The organism is Humitalea rosea, from assembly GCF_003253705.1.
Classification (GTDB): domain Bacteria; phylum Pseudomonadota; class Alphaproteobacteria; order Acetobacterales; family Acetobacteraceae; genus Humitalea; species Humitalea rosea.
On the sequence record NZ_QKYU01000007.1, the window covers coordinates 1 to 19,756 of the forward strand.

Genomic DNA, 19,756 nt, shown 5'->3' on the forward strand with positions numbered 1-19,756 from the left:
TCTGACGATCCGCTCCACGCATCATACCGCCCCCAATCCACAGAATCAGCGAATCAGATCAACACCGGTTTGAACAGCCGAATTTCCGCAACCTGCTAAGACAAGAAAAGGCCCGGCATCGCTGCCGGGCCTTTTTGCTGGGAAGTGCCTGGCGGCTCAGGGCAGCGGCTGCGGCGAGGCCGAGAGGCTGCGCAGATAGGCGATGACATCGGCCCGCTGCTTCACATCCGGCAGGCCGGCGAAGGCCATCCGCGTGCCCGGCGCATAGGTCGTGGGGCGGAACAGCCAGTGGTTCAGATCCTCGTAGCCCCAGGGCTTGTCGCCGGTGCCGCGGAAGGCGGTGGAGTAGTTGAAGCCCTCGGCATGCCCATGCCTGGCGCCGACGACGTTCCACAGGTTCGGGCCGACGCCATTGCGCCCGCCTTCGGTCGCCGTGTGGCAGACCGCGCAGCTGCGGCGGAAGACCGTCCCGCCGGCGGCCGGATCGGCGGCGGCGAGGAGCGGGCCGACGGCCGGGATCTCGGCGGTCGCGGGGGCGGCGGCCGGGGTTGCCGCCGCATGCGGCTCGGGGGCCGGGGGCGGGGCGGCGGCGGCGGCTTCGGCCGCGATCTCCGCATCGGTCGGCAGCGGCGCCGAGGTGCCGGCCAGGCTGCGGAGGTAGGCGATCACATTCGCCCGGGCCTGGGGTGCCGCGATGCCGGCATAGGACATGCGCGTGCCCGGGGCATACTGCGACGGCTTGTGCAGCCAGGCGTTCAGATCCGCGTAGGTCCAGGGCTTGGCACGCATGCCGCTGATCGCCGTGGAGTAGTTGAACCCGTCCACATGGCCATGCGGGGCGCCGACGACGCCATAGAGGTTCGGCCCGACGCCGTTGCGGCCACCCTCGTTGAAGGTGTGGCAGGCGGCGCACTGGCGCTGGGTGAACTGCTGCCCGGCCGCGACATCGGCGCTGGCGAGCAGCGCCAGGATCGGCTCCGGCCCCGCTGGGGCAGAGGGCGCCGCGGGGCCATGGCCGCCGGCATCCGCCGGCAGCGCGATGGCCGGGCTATGGGGGGTCTCGTGGTTGACCAGCTGCTTGCTGATGACGCCGGCCACCATGAAGGTGATCCCCGCGGTCAGGACGGCCCCGAAAACCTTGTTCACTTCCAACGAACTCATCGGTCCCGGCGTCCTCTGTGAGGGGCGGGCGGCCCCGGTCAGTGGGGGTCGTGCCGCGTAGCTGCGCTTTGGGCCTGATATGGCCTGAACGGCCGGTCTGCAACCCGTTGCTTCCGTAACCTTACCGGCAATCGCACCCGGCTGCCTGCGGCGGGTGCTTGCCGTTGCCGGCATCGCACGCTATTTGAGCGTCACAAACATCTTCACTGACTTCAGAGAGGGTGGCCTTGCGGGGCCGCCTTTTTGCGTTTCAGCCGATTTTTGCCCCGAGACCCGCCCTATCGACCCGGACCTGCCGTGACCGCCAGCAACGACCCCACCGATTCCCCCTCCGACCTGCCGCTGCACGAAGGACTCGAGGCGCGGCTGGCCGATTGCGTGGCTCCGGTCATTCGCCAGCTTGGGTATGAGCTGGTCCGCCTGCAGGTGAGCGGGCGGGAGAAGCCGACCGTGCAGATCATGGCCGACCGGATCGATGGCAGCCTGATCGGTGTCGAGGATTGCGAGGCGATCAGCCACGCCTCCGGCGCCGCGCTGGACGTGCTGGACCCGTTCAAGAACGAATGGCACCTGGAGGTGTCCTCGGCCGGCATCGACCGGCCGCTGACCCGGGCCAAGGACTGGAACCGCTTCATCGGCCATATCGCGACCGCCGAACTCGCGGTGCCGCAGGATGGACGCAAGCGTTTCCGTGGTATCATCCTCGGCGCGGATGCGGAATTTGCCCGGATGCGGCTGGATGACGGCACCGATATCGCCCTGCCGCGCGCCAATATGCGCCGGGCGAAGCTGGTGCTGACCGATGCATTGATCGAAGCGACGGCGGTCTCCCAAGACGCCCCGCCCTCGCCACAGTAAAAAGGAAGAGGACCGACCCATGGCCATGGACGTCGCCATCGCCCGCCCCGAACTTCTTCAGGTCGCGGAAGCCGTCGCGCGGGAGAAGATGATCGAGCGCGAGGAAGTGCTCGATGCCATGGAACAGGCCATGGGCAAGGCCGGCAAGGCCAAATACGGCCTGGAGAAGGACATCCGCGCCACCATCGACCGCAAGAACGGCGAAGTCCGCCTGTCGCGCTGGACCGAGATCGTGGACGCCGAGCCGGTCGAGAACGAGGACACCCAGCTGTCCCTGCGGATCGCCGTGAAGATCCGCCCGGGCATCAAGACCGGCGAATTCATCGTCGATCCGCTGCCGCCCATCGATTTCGGCCGCATCGCCGCGCAGACCGCCAAGCAGGTGATCGTGCAGCGCGTGCGCGAGGTCGAGCGCCGCAAGCAGTACGACGAGTACAAGGACCGTGTCGGCGAGATCGTGAACGGCATCGTCAAGCGCACCGAATACGGGAACCTGATGGTCGATCTCGGCCGGGCCGAGGCGCTGCTGCGCCGCGACGAGACCATCGCCCGCGAAGCCTTCAAGAACGGCGACCGCGTCCGCGCCTATATCTATGACGTGCGCGAGGAGCCCCGCGGGCCGCAGATCTTCGTCTCGCGCACTCATCCGGGCTTCCTGGCCAAGCTCTTCGCCCAGGAAGTGCCGGAAATCTACGACGGGATCATCGAGATCAAGGCGGTCGCCCGCGACCCCGGCTCGCGCGCCAAGATGGCGGTGATCTCCCGCGACCAGTCGATCGACCCGGTCGGCGCCTGCGTCGGCATGCGCGGGTCGCGCGTGCAGGCGGTGGTGGCCGAGTTGCAGGGCGAGAAGATCGACATCATCCCCTGGTCCTCCGACAACGCGACCTTCATCGTGAACGCTTTGGCCCCGGCCGAGGTGACCAAGGTCGTGCTGGACGACGAGGCCCGCCGGGTCGAGGTCGTCGTCCCCGATGACCAGCTGTCCCTCGCGATCGGCCGTCGCGGCCAGAATGTGCGTCTGGCGAGCCAATTGACCCGCTACGACGTGGACATCCTGACCGAGGCCGAGGAATCCGAGCGCCGCCAGGAGGAGTTCCGCAAGAAGTCGGGCCTCTTCGTGCAGGCGCTGGATGTGGACGACATGATCGCCAGCCTGCTGGTCACCGAGGGTTTTTCGACCATCGAGGATCTGCTGGCCGTCGAGGACGAGGAGCTGGCCGAGATCGAGGGCTTCGACGAGACCGTCGCCGTCGAGCTGAAGCGCCGCGCCCAGGCTTTTCTCGATGCGCGCGATGTCGAGCTGGACACCAGGCGCCAGGAGCTCGGCGTCGAGGACGCGATTGCCGATATGGGGGTCTTCACCCCCGCCATGCTGGTGTCGCTGGGCGAGAAGGGCGTGAAGACGCTCGATGATCTCGCGGATCTGGCGTCCGACGAACTGATCGAGATCCTCGGCGAGGATTCGATGGACGAGGACAACGCCAATGCCGTGATCATGGCGGCGCGGGCCCATTGGTTTGGCGATGATGAGGCGGCCCCGGCCGCGGAAGAGGGCGATCCTGCCTGAGGATACCCCCAGCGACGCCGAAGACGATATCGCGGAGGACCCCGAGAAGGGGCCTCTGCGCCGTTGCATCGTCACACGCGAGAGCTTTCCCCGCGAAACCATGCTGCGTTTCGTGGTCGGGCCCGAGCAACAAATCGTCCCCGACCTCAGCGCAAGGCTGCCCGGCCGGGGAATGTGGTTGAGCGCACGGGCCGATGTGCTAGAACGCGCCGTCAGTCGTGGGGCCTTTGCCAAGGCCGCTCGATCTGCCGTGCATGTCCCCCCCGACCTGAGTGTGCGGATCGAGGACGGCCTGCGGCGACGTGTCCGTGACCAGATTGGCCTCGCCCGCAGGGCGGGACAGGCCGTCGCGGGATGGGCGGCGGTGAAGGAATGGTTGCTGGCAGGCCGGGTGGGCCTGTTGGTCGAGGCCGCGAACGGCAGTCCAGCCGAACGCGACCGTCTGCTTGGCAGACGGGACGTGCCGATGATAACCCCGCTGACCTCCGCCGAACTCGGCGTGGTCTTCGGGCGGGATCAAGCGGTGCATGTGGCGGTGGCGTCTGGCCGTTTGGCCGGTTCCATCCAAACCGAGTCCTCTCGGCTTGCCGGATTCGCTGGCAGCACGATGGAACCGGATCGGGTTTGACGAGTACCAAAGTACCAGGCGGACGGATGAGCGATCAGAACGACCAGGATGCTGCCAAGAGCAAGCTGAGCCTCCGGCCCAGCGGCGGACGCCTGGAACTCAACAAGACAGTCGATGCTGGCACGGTGCGCCAGTCCTTCAGCCATGGCCGCAGCAAGGCGGTGCAGGTTGAGGTGAAGAAGACACGCGTGGTGGCAACCCCATCGCGCCCCGGCGGCCCGCAGGTGATGGTCCCCGCGGCCTTGGCCAATCGCCCGACCGGCAGCGGCCCGGCCGTGACCGCCAAGCCCTCCGGCCCGGCCCCGGCCGCGCGTGCAGCCGGCCCTGGTGGCCGCCCGCTGACCGCCGCCGAGCTTGCGACCCGCCAGCGCGTGCTGGAGGAACAGCGCCGCGCCCAGGCGCAGCGTGAGCGCGAGCTGCGTGAGCAGCAGGCCCTCATGGTCCGCTCCGCGGCCGAGGAAGCCGCCCGCAAGGCCGAGGAAGATCGCCGCCAGGCCGAGGAGGACGCCCGCGCCGCCGAGGAGCAGCGCCGCGCCGACGCCGAGGCCGCCAAGCGCGCCAATATCGAGGCCGCCGTCGCTCGCGTGACCGGCACCTCCACCCCGGTCATGGCGACTCCCGTCGCGGCCGCGCCGGCTCCGGCCGCGGCCCCGGGCATTGCCCGTCCGCCCGGGCCCCGCCCGATCGCCGCCAATGCCGTGGGTCAGGCCCCCGTGCGTCGTCCGGGCGGCCCTGCCGCCACGACGGCGGCACCGGGTGCGCCCAAGCTGACCCTCAAGGCCCGTCCGGCCGAGGAAGACGAAGAACGTCGCGGTCCCCCGCGCCGCGCCGGCGGCCCGCCGGTCGGCCCGGGTGCCCGCCGCATGCCGCCGGTGCCGGTCCGCAAGACCACCCCGGCCTCGGCCGGGCGTCGCGACAGCGGCCGCGTCGATGTCACCGCCGCGATCGAGGGCGAGGACGAGCGCAGCCGCACGATCTCCTCCATCCGCCGTGCGCGGGAACGCGAACGCCGTCAGGCCGAGCTTGCCCGTCTGCGGTCGGATCAGGTCCGCGTCGTCCGCGACGTGATCGTGCCCGAGGTCATCACCGTCCAGGAATTGGCCAATCGTATGGCCGCCCGTGGCGGCGAGGTGGTGAAGGCCTTGTTCCGCATGGGCGTCATGGCGACGCTGACGCAGAGCATCGATGCCGATACCGCCGAGCTGGTGGTGCAGGAATTCGGCCATCGCGCCCGCCGCGTTGCCGACAATGACGTCGAACTCGGGCTGGTCGGCCCGGCCGATGCCGATGACACCATGACGCCGCGGCCCCCGGTCGTGACGATCATGGGCCATGTCGACCACGGCAAGACCAGCCTGCTGGACGCGCTGCGCAAGACCGATGTCGCCGCCCGCGAGGCCGGTGGCATCACCCAGCACATCGGCGCCTATCAGGTGAATCTGCCGGATGGCGAGCGCGTCACCTTCATCGACACGCCGGGCCATGAGGCCTTCACGGCCATGCGCGCCCGTGGTGCCTCGGTGACCGACATGGTCGTGCTGGTCGTCGCCGCCGATGACGGGGTGATGCCCCAGACGATCGAGGCGATCCGCCACGCCAAGGCGGCGAATGTCCCGCTGATCGTGGCCGTCAACAAGATCGACAAGCCGGGCGTGAACCCCGCGCGGGTCCAGCAGGAACTGCTGAGCCATGACGTGGTGGTCGAGGATCTGGGTGGTGACACCCAGGTGGTGCTCGTCAGCGCGAAGGAGGGGACCAACCTCGACAAGCTGCTGGAGGCCATCATCCTCCAGGCCGAGGTCCTGGACCTGCGCGCCGCCGTGGACCGCCCCGCCGAGGGCACGGTCATCGAGAGCCGGTTGGACAAGGGCCGCGGCCCGGTCGCGACCGTCCTCGTGCAGCGTGGCACCCTGCGCCAGGGCGACATCGTCGTCGCCGGCGCGGAATGGGGCCGCCTGCGCGCGATCGTGGACGACAAGGCCAAGACGGTGAAGGAGGTCGGACCCTCCGCCCCCGTCGAGATCCTGGGCCTGTCGGGCGTGCCCGGCGCCGGTGACGTCTTCACCGTGGTCGAGAACGAAGCCCGGGCCCGCGAGATCAGCGAGTTCCGTACCGCCAAGCTGCGCGAGAAGGCGGTCGCCGCCCTCGGTGCCGGTCGCGGGACGCTGGCCGAAATGCTGGCCCGCATCCAGACCGGCGTGCAGAAGGAAGTCGCCGTCGTCGTCAAGGCCGACGTCCAGGGCAGCGCCGAAGCGATCGGCGTCACCCTCGGCAAGCAGGGCAATGACGAGGTGAAGGTCCGCGTGCTGCACAGCGGCGTGGGCCAGATCACCGAAAGCGACATCCAGCTCGCCAAGGCCTCCGATGCCGTCGTCATCGCCTTCAACGTCCGGGCCACCAGCCAGGCACGGGAAATGGCGACGCGCGACGGGATCGAGATCCGCTACTACTCGATCATCTACGAAGTCGCCGATGACATCGAGAAGCTGGTCCGCGGCAAGCTGTCGCCGGTGCAACGTGAGAAGTTCCTGGGCTATGCGCAGATCCTGCAGGTCTTCGAGGTCAAGCGCCTCGGCAATGTCGCAGGCTGCCGCGTGACCGAGGGCGTCGTCCGCCGCGGTGCGGGCGTCCGCCTGCTGCGCGATGGCGTCGTCATCCACCAGGGCGAACTCTCGACCCTGCGTCGCTTCAAGGATGATGTGAAGGAAGTCGCAAACGGCTACGAATGCGGCATGTCCTTCGCGCGCTACGACGACATCCGCGTCGACGACCAGATCGAGTGCTACGAGACCGAGACGGTCGCGGGAACGCTGTAACCAGCGCCCGCCGGCGGGTGCCCCCCGAGCCGGGGGGCGCCCGTTTTTTCGAGGAACCAGACCATCATGGCCAAACGCGCCGCCGACGCGGGACCCAGCCAGCGCATGCTGCGCGTGGGCGAGGAAATCCGTCACGCCCTTTCGGCCGCCTTCCTGCGGGGGGAATGGCGCGACCCGGCGCTGGATGGCGTCAACCTGACCGCGACCGAGGTCCGCGCCTCGCCCGATCTCAAGCACATGACCGTCTTCGTCGCCGCTTTGGGCAAGCCGGTGTCGGATGAGCTGCTGGAGGCGCTGAAGCGCGAGCAGCCGCATCTGCGCCATGTGATCTCCAAGGCGGTGCAGCTCAAATACGCGCCGCAACTGCATTTCCAGCCCGACACCGCGCCCGATTACGCGATGGAGATGGACCGGCTGATGAAGCAGCCGGGGGTGTTGCGCGACCTGCTGGGCAAGAACGAGCCCGAGGAGCCGGTGTGACCGAGGAGTCCCCGCCCGAGGGCTCCCCCGTCATCCGCACCATCGCCATGCCCGCCGATACCAATCCGGCGGGCGATATTTTTGGTGGCTGGCTGATGGGGCAGATGGATCTGGCCGCGGGCAATGCCGCCGCCCGCCGTGCCCGCGGCCGCACCGCGACCGTCGCGGTGGAGGCGATGACCTTCCATGCCCCGGTGCGGGTCGGCGATGAGGTCAGCCTCTATGCCAAGGTGCTGTCCACCGGGCGGACCTCCATGCGGATCGCGGTGGATGCCTGGACCCGCGCACGCCATGCCGAAACCACCTGCCGGGTGACCCAGGCGGTTTTCACCTTCGTGGCGCTGGACGACGCCGGCCGCCCACGCCCCATTCCCGAGGATATCGCCTGATGGCCCCCCGTTTCCAACGCAAGCCCAAGGGCGTGGCCATGGACGGCTGGCTGGTGATCGACAAGCCGACCGGCATGGGCTCGACCGATGTGGTCAACAAGGTGAAGCGCGCCTTCCAGGCCCAGAAGGTCGGCCATGGCGGCACGCTGGACCCGCTGGCGACCGGGGTTCTGCCGCTGGCCTTCGGCGCCGCGACCAAGACCGTGCCCTATGCGATGGACGCGACGAAGATCTACAACTTCACCCTGCGCTTCGGTGAGGCGCGGGACACCGATGATTCCGATGGCGCGGTGATCGAGACCTCGGATGTCCGCCCCACGGACGACCAGATCCGCGCCGCGCTGCCGCCCTTCCGCGGCGACATCATGCAGATCCCGCCGAATTACTCCGCGATCAAGATCGGCGGCGAGCGGGCCTATGACCTCGCCCGCAACGGGCAGATCGTGGAGATCGCCGCCCGCGCCGCGCGCGTGGATGCCTTCGACCTGGTCGAGCGGCCGGATGCCGATAGCGCCATCTTCCATGTGCAGTCGGGCAAGGGCGTCTATATGCGCTCGCTGGCCCGGGATCTCGCGCGCGCGCTTGGCACGGTCGGGCATATCGTGGCGCTGCGGCGGCTGCGGGTCGGGCCTTTTCTCGAGTCCATGGCGGTTTCGCTGGACTCTCTGATCGTTTCCGGCGATACGCCGCCTCCTTCCCCGGACCTTCTCCTCCCGGTCACGACCGCGCTGGCCGACATCCCGGCACTGGCCGCGACCGCAGGAGAGGCCATGAGGCTCCAGCATGGCGAGGCAATGAGCCTCGTCGCGTTCATGGGCCGCATTCCGAATGAAGCCAGCCCCGAAGGGGGCCTGGTCCGCGTGATGGCGGGGGAGCGTCTGTTGGGCCTGTGCCGGCTTGAGGGGGGGATGCTCCTCCCTGAGCGCTGGATGGGTGGCCAGGACGGTTGAACCTCTCACCATAGGAGTTCCCGATGTCGATGGATCTTGAGGCCCGCACGGCCGTCGTCAAAGAGTACCAGACCAAGCAGGGTGACACCGGCAGCCCGGAAGTTCAGGTCGCCCTGATCTCCGGCCGGATCACCTATCTGACCGAGCACCTGAAGACGCACCCCAAGGACTTCCACAGCCGCCGTGGTCTGCTGGTCCTGGTCGGGCAGCGCCGTGGGTTGCTGGATTACCTGAAGCGCAAGGACCACAAGCGCTATGAATCGCTGATCGGGCGCCTCGGCATCCGTCGCTGACTTTGGGGCGCTGATTTTCCACACGGCGCATCCTCGGATGCGCCGTTGGTTTTTCTATAGGGTTTTTTCTACAGAATCTGGCTCAGGAACAGCTGCGTCCGGTCATACCTCGGCGCGGTGAAGAATTCCGCCGGCGGCGCCTCCTCCACGATCTCGCCCTGGTCCATGAAGATCACCCGGTCGGCGACACGGCGGGCGAAGCCCATCTCATGCGTCACCACGATCATGGTCATGCCGCTCTCGGCCAGCTCGATCATGACGTCCAGCACCTCGCTGATCATCTCCGGGTCCAGCGCCGAGGTCGGCTCGTCGAACAGCATCACCTTGGGTGACATGCAGAGCGCGCGGGCGATCGCCACCCGCTGCTGCTGACCGCCCGATAGCTGCAACGGGTATTTCAGTGCCTGTTCGGGAATCCGCACCCGTTCCAGCAGGCTCATGGCCAGCGCCTCGGCCTCGGCCTTGGGCATGTGCTTCACCCAGATCAGGGCGAAGGTGCAGTTCTCCAGCACCGTCAGATGCGGGAAGAGATTGAACTGCTGGAACACCATGCCGATCTCGCGCCGGATCGCGTCATCCCGCGCCGGCCCCTGGCCGAAGGCCTCGCCATGGATCAGCACATCGCCTTCCTGGTGATGCTCCAACTGGTTGATGCAGCGGATCATGGTGGATTTGCCGGAGCCGGAGGGGCCGCAGACCACGATGCGCTCACCCTCCCGCACCCGCAGGTTGATGTCCTTCAACACCTGGAAGGCGCCGTACCATTTGTTGAGCCCGATCAGTTCGATCGCCGCCTGAGTGCTCATCGCCGTTGCCCCGCCCCAAGCCTGGCTTCGAGGTGGAAGCTGTATTGCGACATGCTGAAGCAGAACACGAAGTAGATCATGGTCACGAAGAAGAAGGGCTCGATGAACAGCCCGAGCCAGACGGTGTCCTCGCCGACCGCGCGCGCCATGCTCAGCAGGTCGAACAGCCCGATGATCGAGACCAGCGTGGTGTCCTTGAACAGGCCGATGAAGCTGCCGACGATGCTCGGGATCATGATGCGCAGCGCCTGCGGCAGCACGATGAGGCTGGTCGATTGCCAGAAGCCGAGGCCGACCGCGGCCGCTGCCTCATACTGTCCTTTCGGGATCGCCTGCAGCCCGCCGCGCACGATCTCCGCCATATAGGCCGAGGAGAACAGGCAGACCGCGACGATGGCGCGCAGCAGCCGGTTCACCTCCACCCCCGCCGGCAGGAATAGCGGCAGCATGGTGTTGAACATGAACAGCACGGTGATCAGCGGCACCGAGCGGAACAGCTCGATGAAGGTGGTGGAGACGGCGGCGATCAGCGGCATCCGCGACCGCCGCCCGAGGGCCAGCAGGATGCCCGCAGGCAGCGAGACGGTGATGCCGAAGCCCGAGATCACCAGGGTCAGGAACAGTCCCCCCCAGAGCCGCGTCTGCACCTCGTCCAACACCCATTGCGAGACCACCAGCAGGGATACGGCGTAGAGCCCGGCCAGCAGAATCCAGCGCCGGCGGCCTTCCAGCAGCGGCGCCTCGCGGCGCGCCTCGGCGATGGCGGTCAGCCAGGACCAGAGGAAGCCGGTGAGGCCGAGCGCGATCAGCGCACCCCAGACCAGGCCCTTGTCTCCGCCATGGAAGAAATAGGAGGCGAGCAACGGGTAGAGCAGCACCAGGCCGAGCCCGATCATCACCTTGGAGCGCACCCAGGGCAGGAACAGCGGCACCGCCCAGAGCACCAGCACCAGGAAGCCGGCATTGATCCGCCAGACCTGGTCCTTGGGGTAGAGCCCGTAGATCAGGTTCGGAATCCAGGCCTTCACCCCCGGCCAGCAGGCCCCGGCGCGGCCCACGAGGTCGAGGCATTCGCGCCGGTTCTGTGCCTCCCACACCGCATCGACGATGGCCCAGCCGATCACCGCGCTGAAGAAGGCATAGACGATATAGGCGCCGAGCAAGGTCAGAGCCGCATTGGGCAGGGAGGAGACGAGGTTGCCGCGCACCCACCCCACCACGCCGAGCGTGCTGGGGGGCGCGGGCTTGCCGGCTTTCGGTTGGAAAATCAGGGCGTCGCTCATCGGCTCAGCGCTCCGACAGCATGGCGCGGCGGTTGTAGCGGTTCATCACCAGCGACACCGCGAGGCTGACCGCACAGTAGAACCCCATCGTCATGGCCACGATCGGGATCGCGCGCCCGGATTGGTTCAGCGAGGTGTTCATCCACACGCTGACCAGATCGGGAAAGCCGATGGCGATGGCGAGCGAGGAGTTCTTGGTCAGGTTCAGATACTGGCTGATCAGCGGCGGGATGATCACCCGCATCGCCTGCGGCAGGATGATGTAGCGCATGGTGCGCGAGGGCTTCACGCCCAGCGCCCGCGCCGCCTCGGTCTGGCCATGGCTCACCGATTGGATGCCGGAGCGGATGATCTCGGCGATGAAGCAGGAGGTGTAGATCGAGAGCGCGATGATCAGCGCGCAGAAGGAGGGCGGCACGCTGGTCCCGCCCTGGAAGTTGAAGCCGCGCAGCACCGGCACGTTCCAGGCCAGCGGCTGGCCGGTCAGCGCGAAGACCAGCAGCGCCGGCAGGATCACCAGCGCGATCATCGCCGGGATCACGCGCGGCAGCTTTCCGGTCTCGAACAGGCGCTGGCGGGCATGGGCGCGCACCACGAAGGCGGCGGCGATGCCGGCGGCAAGGGCGATCAGGGTCAGCCCGAAGCCCTGGCCCGGCTCGGGCGAGGGCAGATAGAAGCCGCGGTTGTTGAGGAAGAACAGCCCGCCCCACTCCACGCTGTCACGCGGCCGCGGCAGCAGGTTGAAGACGCCGAAATACCAGGCGATGATCTGCAGCAGCAGCGGCGTGTTCCGCAGCATCTCGATGTACCAGCGCGCGATGGTGCTGATCAGCCAATTGCCGGACAGCCGGGCGAGGCCGACGACCAGCCCGATCACCGTGGCCAGCGCGATGCCGATGACGGCGACGAGCAGCGTGTTCGCGATGCCGACCTCGAAGACCCGCAGGTAGCTGTCGCCCTCGCGGTAGTCGATCAGCTTGAAGCCGATCCCGAACCCGGCGGAGACATCGAGGAAATCGAACCCCGCCGACATGCCGCGCTGGGACATGTTCTCGACGGTGTTGGTGATGGTGTACCAGAACAGCAGGACCACGCCGAGCACCGTCAGCGCCTGGTAGAAGATGGCGCGCGCCGTCGCGTTGGACAGGATGGGCGTCGTCATGGGCAGACCTCACGGCGCGGAGGGGAGGGGCGCCGCCCCGAAGGGCAGCGCCGGTCCAGGATCAGCGGAAGGGCATCGGGTAGAGGATGCCGCCATTGTTCCACAGCGCGTTCAGCGACCCCGCGCGCGGAATGCCGACCGCGGTGTTCACCCCGACGTTGCGCTCATAGACCTCGCCGTAATTGCCGAGATGGCGCAGCACGCGGACCATGAAATCCTTGGGCAGGCCCATGCCTTCGCCGATATTGCCCTCATTGCCGAGCAGGCGGCGGATGCCGGGGCTGGGCGAGGCGAGCATCTCGGTGACATTGGCGGAGCTGACGCCCATCTCCTCGGCTTCGATCATGCCGAACAGCACCCAGCGGACGATATCGCCCCAGTTGTTGTCGCCATGGCGCACCACGGGGCCGAGCGGCTCCTTGGAGATCGTCTCCGGCAGGATCACGTAGTCGTTCGGGCTGGGGAAGGCCGAGCGGCGCGCGGCCAGGCTCGACTTGTCGTTGGTATAGGCATCGCAGCCACCGCCGAGATAGGTCTCGACCAGCACGTTGACGTTCTCATTCGTCACCGGCGTGAAGGTCATGCGGTTGGCGCGGAAATAGTCGGCGAGGTTCAGCTCCGTCGTCGTGCCGGTCAGCACGCAGATCGTCGCGCCATCGAGCCCGCGCGCCGAGGTGATCCCCGAGGCCTTGGACACCAGGAAGCCCTGGCCATCATAGAAGTTCACCCCCGCGAATTCGAGCCCGAGCTGGGTGTCGCGCACCGCCGTCCAGGTCGTGGTGCGGGAGAGCATGTCGCTCTCGCCATTGGCCAGCGCGGTGAAGCGCACCGCCGAGGTGACCGACTGGTATTGCACCTTGGCGGGGTCATCGAAGATCGCGGCGGCGACGGCGCGGCACATGTCCACATCCATGCCGGACCAGACCCCGGCGGCGGACAGCGCGTAGAAACCGGGCGTCGGCAGGCCGACCTGACAGTTCAGGCTGCCGCGCGCCTTGACCTGCGCGAGGGTTTGTTGCGCTGACGCATCAATGGGGGCCACCAACATGGCGGCGGCCGCGGCAATGGCCGCGAGGCTGTATCTGAACATGGCTGCAAGGCTCCCTGCTGTGACAGGCGGGGCAATCGGACGCCTGGTTCCCCTGGCGTCGTCGCCGTCTCCCGCCTTTGAGCCTATCGGTATGCGTTTTTCGCGCAACAGCCATCTTTGTGGAGGCGGACGTCCGGGCAGCCGGAGTGATGCAGTTGGGGGCAGTGAAGCGGGTCGCTGCCTGAACCGCTCGCAGTCGGAGGGGGGCTCAGCCCTGGGTCAGCGCCGCCCAGGCGGACTCGAAATACAACAGGGGGGTTTGGCCCGCCGCCACCGACACCGCCTCGACCCCGCCGATCAGCAGGCTATGTGTCGCGACCGGCATCTGCCCCTTCAGCACGCAATCGAAGGTGACCAGCGCCCCGGGCAGCACCGGCGCGCCCGTCGCCAGGGTCTCCCAAGGCACATCGCGGAAGCGGTCATCGCCATTCACCCCGGTGCGGCCGGTGAACACATCGGCCAGGGCGCGGTGGTCCTGGCCGAGCACATGCACGGCGAAGCAGCGATTGCGCAGGATCAGCGGGAAGGCGGAGGCGGTTTCGTTGATCGCCACCACAAGCTGGGCGGGTTCGGCGGTCAGGGACATCACGGCGGTGGCGATCAGCCCGCCACGCTCGGGCGCCACGCCTGTTGTGATCAGGCAGACGCCGGCGGCGAGGTGCCGCATGCCGTGGCGGAAATCCTGCGATGAAACGGGCATGGGCCGGATCCTTCTTCATGCCGGATGGACAGGGCCCGCCGCGACTGCCTTCGGATTTACTCACAGGGGCGAGGGGGTCAAGCACCCTCGGGTGGGGCTGGTGCCCGGGCCGCACTCGTCGCAGCCTGCCGAAAACGCAGAAAGGGCAGGAACGATGAAGCATGCGGCACTTTTCGATCTGACGGGGCAGGTGGCGCTGGTCACCGGCGCCTCGCGCGGCCTCGGCGCCGCCATGGCGCTGGGCCTGGCGCGGGCGGGGGCGGAGGTCGTGCTGAACGGCCGCGATGCCGATGCGCTGGGGACGGTGGCCGAGGCGCTGCGCGCGGAGGGGCTGGCCTGCCGCGTCTGCGCCTTCGACGTGACCGAAGGTGCTGCGGTGACGGCGGCGGTGGGCGGCCTTGGGCGCATCGATATCCTGGTCCACAACGCCGGCAACCAGCACCGCGCCCCCATCGAGGAGACGACCGAGGAAGGCTGGCACAGCGTGCTCGACACGCATCTGACCGCGCTCTGGCGGCTGTCGCGCCTGGTGGTGCCGGGGATGAAGGAACGCCGCCACGGCAAGATCATCGCGATCGGCTCGCTGGCCAGCGAATTGGGCCGCGCCACCATCACCCCCTATGCCAGCGCCAAGGGGGGCATGAAGATGTTCATCCGCGCGCTGGCCGTCGAACTCGGCCCGTTCAACATCCAGGCCAATGCCATCGGCCCGGGCTGGTTCAACACGGCGATGAACGCGGCCCTGCTGGAAAACCCCGACTGGCTCGCGATGATCGCGCGCCGCTGCCCCGCCGGGCGCTATGCGGAGCCGGAGGAGATCATCGGCACCGCGGTGTTTCTCGCTTCGCCCGCCTCGAACTTCGTGTCGGGCCAGATGCTGTTCGTCGATGGCGGCGTCACCGCCTCGATGACGTGAACGAAGGCCGCGACATGACCGAACCCTCCCGCACCGCCGACCTCCTGGCCCGCCTGCTGCATCGCGCGGGCTGCCGCCACGCCTTCGGCATTCCGGGCGGGGAGGTGCTGACGGTGATCGACGCGCTCGACCGCGCCGGCATCGAATTCCTGTTGGCACGGCACGAAACCCCGGCCGGCTTCATGGCCGAGGGCGCGCATCACATGACCGGCGCGCCCGGCATCCTGGTCACCACCATCGGGCCGGGCCTGGCCAATGCCGTCGATACCATCGCCAATGCCTGGCAGGACCGGGTGCCGCTGATCGTCGTCTCCGGCGGCGTCGATGATGCCGAGGCGGCGAGCTACACCCATCAGGTGATCGACCATTGCGCGCTGATGCGCCCGATCACCAAGGCGACGTTCCGCGTGGCGGTGCCCGGGGCGGCGCCGGCGATCTTCGCCAAGGCGCTGGCGATCGCGATGAGCGCGCCCTTCGGCCCCGTGCACATCGATATCCCCGGCAGCGTCGCCGCGGCCCCGGCGACGGCGCCGGAGGCGGCCGATCCCGCCCTGCGCGCGCCCATGGCGCCGGCCCCCGGCACCGTGCTGGACGACATGCGCGGCTGGCTGGCCGCGGCCCGCCGGCCGCTGATCATCGCCGGTGTGGATGCCATGAATGATGAGGCGGGGCCGGTGCTGGCGGCGATTTCGGCCGGGCATGGCATCCCGGTGCTGACCACCTACAAGGCCAAGGGGCTGGTGGACGAGGCCTCGCCCTGGAGCCTCGGCGGCGCCGGGCTGTCGCCGCTCGCCGACCGCCGCCTGCTGCCGCTGGTGGCGGAGGCGGATCTGGTGATCCTGGCGGGCTACGACCCGATCGAGATGCGCATCGCCTGGCGCGACCTGTTCGCGGCGGGGCAGCATGTCGTGTCGCTGGCCTCGGCGACCGGCACGCATGGCATGCATCGCGCCGACATCGAATGCCTGTGCGACATCGGCGCCGGGCTTACGGCGATCTTCGCCGGATATGACGGCGCCCCCGCCTGGGACCTGGATCGCTTCGCCGAGGTGAAGGCCGCCCTGCGCGCCGATTACGGCGCCGACGCACCCTGGGGGCCGGCCGCCATCGTCGATGCCGCCCAGTCGGCCCTGCCCGCGGACATCGTCGCCACCGTGGATTCCGGCGCGCATCGCATCGTGCTGAGCCAGGTCTGGCAGTGCCGGGCTCCGCGCAGCCTGCTGCAATCCTCGGGCTTCTGCACCATGGGGCCGTCGCTGCCGCTGGCCCTCGGCGCCATGGTCGCCGCACCCGGACGGCGCGCGATCTGCTTCATCGGCGATGGCGGGCTGGAGATGGTGATGGGGGAGCTGGCGACGGCCCGCGACCTCGGCCTGCCGGTGATCATCCTGGTCTTCGTCGATGCCTCCTACGCGCTGATCGAGCTGAAGCAGGGCGCGATGCAATTGCCCCGGCGCGGCGTGCGCTTCACCCGCACCGATCATGTGGCGCTGGCCGCGGCGATGGGCGGGCAGGGCTGGGCGGTGCGCACGCGGGCCGAGCTGGAAATCGCGCTGGGCGAGGCGATGGTGACGACGGAGCGCTTCAGCCTGATCGCCTGCGAGATCGCGGCGGAGGATTACATAGGAAGGCTGTAATGCCGAAGTCGGCCAAAAAAATTGGCGGGACGATTATGTAATTCATTCGTAATGATCGGATTTGTGAACAATTCATGTAAAGACACGGCCGGCGATGACTGCGGGCGCGGGTACGTGCCCCGCGAAGCCGCGACGAGCACCGCATAAAGGCCGGCAAGGCGGCTACAGCGAAAGCGCAGGTCATAATTCGGTATTGAATTTGCGCGGAGTGCAAGTATCGCTCGGCAGGAACACCGGAGCGGGTGGGTCACCCCGCCCATCTCAAATGGATATCTCAGCCCGATGCTCCGCTGTGCCGTGTTCACGAGCCAAGCCAGGGCCTACTCCGAGGGCGAACTCGACCTGATGGTCGGCCACGCGCGGGCCCGGAATTTCGCCGCCGGCATCACCGGCGCGCTGCTGGCGGCCGAGCGCCGGTTCATCCAGGTGGTCGAAGGCGAGGCCGAGGTGCTCATGGGGCTGCGTCGGCGGCTCGAGGCGGATACCCGCCACCATGGCGTCGTCTGGCTCCTCGACATCGAGATCGTCCAGCGCAGCTTCGCCGAGGCACCGCTGGCGCTGCTGTCGCGTGAGGCGCTCTCGGCGCAGGACAACAGCAGGCTTGCCGCCGTGCTCGGCCTGTCAGGCGATGCCGTGCCGGCGCTGCGGAGCATCGCCGTGCTGGAGGCCATGGCCAGCCCGACGCGATGGCTGATGTCCGGCACCTTGCGGGTGGTGCCGCGCCAGCCGCGGGCGATCGAGACGGTGGAGGGGCTGCTGCTCGCCGCCGAGCGCATCCTGCTCCGGGACGGCCAGGCCGAGTTGACCGTGGAGGCGGCCGCGCGGGAGGCCGGCATCACCCATCAGGCCGCCTATCGCTACATCGCGGGAACCGAGGGGCTGCTGCGTGCCGTCGTCCGCCGGCGCCAGGTGCTGGGGCTGGACCGCTTCCTCGCGGCACTGGCCCGGGACAGCTACGCGGACATGGACGCGCTGGCGCATGCCGTCATCGGTTTTATGAGCGACATCTGTCACATCGGTGATGACTTCCCCCGGCCGGTACGGGAAAGCCTGCTCAATCGGCACCACGAGATCAGCTACGACATGATGCGGGCGCTCGGCGAGGCCACGGCCGCGACGATGCTGCGCTGCTGCATGTCGGAAACGCAGATGGATACAGGGCTTTTCGTGATCGGCCTGGCCGGGATCGGCGCCGCGACCAAGACGCTTCTCCTGCATGACCCGTCCCGCGCCGGCACCACCACCGCCGATGCCGCCATGGTCGGCATGTTCCTCGGCGCCATTCGCGGCGGTCCGGTGTATGCGAAATTACATAAAAACTGAATTTTTCAACATAATCGTCGCTTACGCTTGGCGATAATTCTCAACACGATGATACATCGACGGCAATGAATTGCCGCATCTGGGTCGGCGTCCGCCGGAAGAGCGGCGGCAGCCAACTCCGATACAACCAAATCGGAGGATACGGGTGTGGCATCGAAAGACATGACTCTCTCGCTGGCGAATGAGACGGATCTCGGCGACGAGGCTTTGGCCCAGGTTGTCGGCGGCATCGGGATCGTCGGACATGCTGCCCCGCGCCATGGCGGGGTCATGCACACGCCCGTCACCATCGACTTCACGCCGCCGGCCGCCGAGCATGCCGCGGCGCCGGAGCCCGCCCACGCCACGGGGGCCATCCCGCCATCGGCCCCCATCGAGGCGAGCCACCCCGTGGTGGGCGAGGGGGGCGCCGGGATCCATCATGGTGCCATCCAGGCATCGGGCCCCGCCGAGGCGCCGGTGGCACCCCCCAGCGGCCACCATGATGCGAACCCCGTCAGCGTCACCGCAAGCGCCGGCGCCTCCAGCAGCGTCGGTGCCTCGGGTTCGGTTTCCACCGACCACGGCCAGACCACGGTGACCGGCCAGGCCGGCGAGACCTTCACCGCCACCGCGACGGTCGGCGCCAGCGTCGATGCCGGCCATGGCGTGACGGTGGGCGTCACCAACACCACCACCGCGACCTTCACCGAGGGCGCGAGCGGGACCGTCTCGGTCGGCGAGCATGGCGTCATGGTGACCGCCAGCGTCGGCGACATCGCCACCGTCACCAACACCACCACCGCCACGGTCTCCCATGGGGATGCCTCGGTCTCGGGCGAGGTCACGGTCGGTGCGGAATCCGGCTCCTCGGCCAGCGGCACGATGCAGGCCAATGATCATGGCGTCATGATCGGCGGCAGCGTCTTCTCCGGCTCCGACCTCACGGTCGAGGTCGGCGCCGGGGCCTCCTACGGCGACTCCGGCGCCAGCGGCACCGCGGGCGTCGCCTCGCCCGGATCGGTCGGGGCGGGCGCCGGGGTGGGCGCGACAATGGATGGCAGCGTGATCACCCTCGCCGGGACTGGGGATGTCGAGCTTGAAATCGGCGGCGTCACCCTCGGCGGGCAGGTGAACATCGACACCGCGCCGATCGCCCAGGGCGGCGAAACGGCGATCCATGCCGTCACGCCGGTCGCGACGGATGCGGCCAATGAAGTGGGCCACCTGGGCAGCGGGCTCGGCCACAGCATCGGCCACGGCTTCGGGGGCGGCATCAGCCACGGCGGCAGCACCATTCTGCACACGGCGCAGGATGCCACGGACAAGGTGGCGGACGCTGGGAAGGATGCCGTGAACACGGTCTCCTCCACGGCGTCCGATGTGGGCAATGCGATGTCTTCCGGCGCCAAGAGCACTGGGAACTCGATCAAGAAGGCTTTCCATATCTGATCGGGGGGGCTGGTGGAACGCGGCCGCGTTCGCGTTCCACCGGGCTCACCCGGCCATCGCGCATTGCATCTCGCCTATCCCGGAACCTCCGCCGCCTGCATCGCCATGATGCCTGGTGGCGGTGCGGGCACCGAAGGATTGCAGGAGAACTGAATCCTTCTACGTAATTCTTGCTTACGCTAAGAGACAATTTTCAACATTCTCGGGAAAGTGATGAGCGGCGTGCATCAGCTGGATCGGCCGCCAAATTGGCGGCCGCACAG

The 19,756-nt window shown here is 68.2% G+C and carries 18 protein-coding genes; 12 read left to right on the forward strand and 6 right to left on the reverse strand.

Annotation, left to right across the window (positions count from 1 at the left end):
• Window positions 1-156: 156 nt before the first annotated feature.
• On the reverse strand, window positions 157-1,161 hold the full coding sequence (locus C8P66_RS24315) for a c-type cytochrome (protein WP_111397573.1): 1,005 nt from the start codon (window positions 1,159-1,161) through the stop codon (window positions 157-159).
• A gap of 297 nt (window positions 1,162-1,458) precedes the next feature.
• Here C8P66_RS24315 and rimP point away from each other — a divergent pair, with 297 nt between their 5' ends.
• From rimP to rpsO, 8 genes are all read left to right on the forward strand, one after another.
• Window positions 1,459-2,019, forward strand: a complete 561-nt coding sequence (rimP, locus tag C8P66_RS07215) for a ribosome maturation factor RimP (RefSeq protein ID WP_245903293.1) — start codon at window positions 1,459-1,461, stop codon at window positions 2,017-2,019.
• A 25-nt stretch (window positions 2,020-2,044) separates the two neighbouring features.
• Window positions 2,045-3,589, forward strand: a complete 1,545-nt coding sequence (gene nusA, locus C8P66_RS07220; protein WP_111397575.1) for a transcription termination factor NusA — start codon at window positions 2,045-2,047, stop codon at window positions 3,587-3,589.
• Complete coding sequence (locus C8P66_RS07225; RefSeq protein ID WP_111397732.1) at window positions 3,549-4,217, forward strand: RNA-binding protein; 669 nt, start codon at window positions 3,549-3,551, stop codon at window positions 4,215-4,217. The genes nusA and C8P66_RS07225 overlap by 41 nt, the downstream gene beginning before the upstream one ends.
• A gap of 26 nt (window positions 4,218-4,243) precedes the next feature.
• Complete coding sequence (gene infB / locus C8P66_RS07230) at window positions 4,244-7,033, forward strand: translation initiation factor IF-2 (protein ID WP_111397576.1); 2,790 nt, start codon at window positions 4,244-4,246, stop codon at window positions 7,031-7,033.
• A gap of 66 nt (window positions 7,034-7,099) precedes the next feature.
• Window positions 7,100-7,513, forward strand: coding sequence for a 30S ribosome-binding factor RbfA (rbfA, locus tag C8P66_RS07235; RefSeq protein WP_111397577.1), 414 nt, complete (start codon window positions 7,100-7,102; stop codon window positions 7,511-7,513).
• A 47-nt stretch (window positions 7,514-7,560) separates the two neighbouring features.
• Entirely contained in the window at window positions 7,561-7,902 is a 342-nt protein-coding gene (locus tag C8P66_RS07240; protein WP_111397733.1) for an acyl-CoA thioesterase, read from the forward strand.
• The gene (truB, locus tag C8P66_RS07245; RefSeq protein WP_111397578.1) at window positions 7,902-8,852 is read left to right on the forward strand and encodes a tRNA pseudouridine(55) synthase TruB; all 951 of its coding nucleotides are present in this window, start codon (window positions 7,902-7,904) and stop codon (window positions 8,850-8,852) included. The genes C8P66_RS07240 and truB overlap by 1 nt, the downstream gene beginning before the upstream one ends.
• A gap of 23 nt (window positions 8,853-8,875) precedes the next feature.
• A complete protein-coding gene (rpsO, locus tag C8P66_RS07250) occupies window positions 8,876-9,145 on the forward strand; it encodes a 30S ribosomal protein S15 (protein ID WP_111397579.1) in 270 nt (89 codons plus the stop codon).
• A gap of 68 nt (window positions 9,146-9,213) precedes the next feature.
• On the opposite strand, the gene C8P66_RS07255 is transcribed toward rpsO, so the two are convergent.
• From C8P66_RS07255 to C8P66_RS07275, 5 genes are all read right to left on the reverse strand, one after another.
• Window positions 9,214-9,951: an amino acid ABC transporter ATP-binding protein gene (locus C8P66_RS07255; RefSeq protein ID WP_111397580.1), complete on the reverse strand. Its 738-nt coding sequence runs from the start codon at window positions 9,949-9,951 to the stop codon at window positions 9,214-9,216.
• Window positions 9,948-11,234 carry an amino acid ABC transporter permease gene (locus C8P66_RS07260; RefSeq protein ID WP_111397581.1) on the reverse strand — a complete coding sequence of 429 codons (1,287 nt, stop codon included), beginning with the start codon at window positions 11,232-11,234 and terminating at the stop codon, window positions 9,948-9,950. Before C8P66_RS07260 ends, C8P66_RS07255 begins: the two co-directional genes overlap by 4 nt.
• 4 nt (window positions 11,235-11,238) lie before the next feature.
• Window positions 11,239-12,396 (reverse strand): amino acid ABC transporter permease, encoded by a 1,158-nt coding sequence (locus C8P66_RS07265; RefSeq protein WP_211314068.1) that lies wholly within the window; start codon window positions 12,394-12,396, stop codon window positions 11,239-11,241.
• 61 nt (window positions 12,397-12,457) lie between these two features.
• Window positions 12,458-13,486, reverse strand: a complete 1,029-nt coding sequence (locus tag C8P66_RS07270; protein WP_111397582.1) for an amino acid ABC transporter substrate-binding protein — start codon at window positions 13,484-13,486, stop codon at window positions 12,458-12,460.
• Window positions 13,487-13,694: 208 nt separating this feature from the next.
• A complete protein-coding gene (locus tag C8P66_RS07275) occupies window positions 13,695-14,186 on the reverse strand; it encodes a flavin reductase family protein (protein ID WP_111397583.1) in 492 nt (163 codons plus the stop codon).
• 154 nt (window positions 14,187-14,340) lie between these two features.
• On the opposite strand from C8P66_RS07275, the gene C8P66_RS07280 reads away from it, so the two are divergent.
• The 4 genes from C8P66_RS07280 to C8P66_RS07295 all read left to right on the forward strand — a co-directional run bounded on the left by C8P66_RS07280 (window position 14,341) and on the right by C8P66_RS07295 (window position 19,493).
• Window positions 14,341-15,102, forward strand: coding sequence for an SDR family oxidoreductase (locus tag C8P66_RS07280; protein WP_111397584.1), 762 nt, complete (start codon window positions 14,341-14,343; stop codon window positions 15,100-15,102).
• Between the two features lie 14 nt (window positions 15,103-15,116).
• Window positions 15,117-16,739, forward strand: coding sequence for a thiamine pyrophosphate-binding protein (locus C8P66_RS07285; RefSeq protein WP_111397735.1), 1,623 nt, complete (start codon window positions 15,117-15,119; stop codon window positions 16,737-16,739).
• 297 nt (window positions 16,740-17,036) lie between these two features.
• Window positions 17,037-18,062, forward strand: a complete 1,026-nt coding sequence (locus C8P66_RS07290) for a BLUF domain-containing protein (RefSeq protein ID WP_158537139.1) — start codon at window positions 17,037-17,039, stop codon at window positions 18,060-18,062.
• Between the two features lie 162 nt (window positions 18,063-18,224).
• Window positions 18,225-19,493 (forward strand): hypothetical protein, encoded by a 1,269-nt coding sequence (locus C8P66_RS07295; RefSeq protein ID WP_111397586.1) that lies wholly within the window; start codon window positions 18,225-18,227, stop codon window positions 19,491-19,493.
• Window positions 19,494-19,756 lie beyond the last annotated feature (263 nt).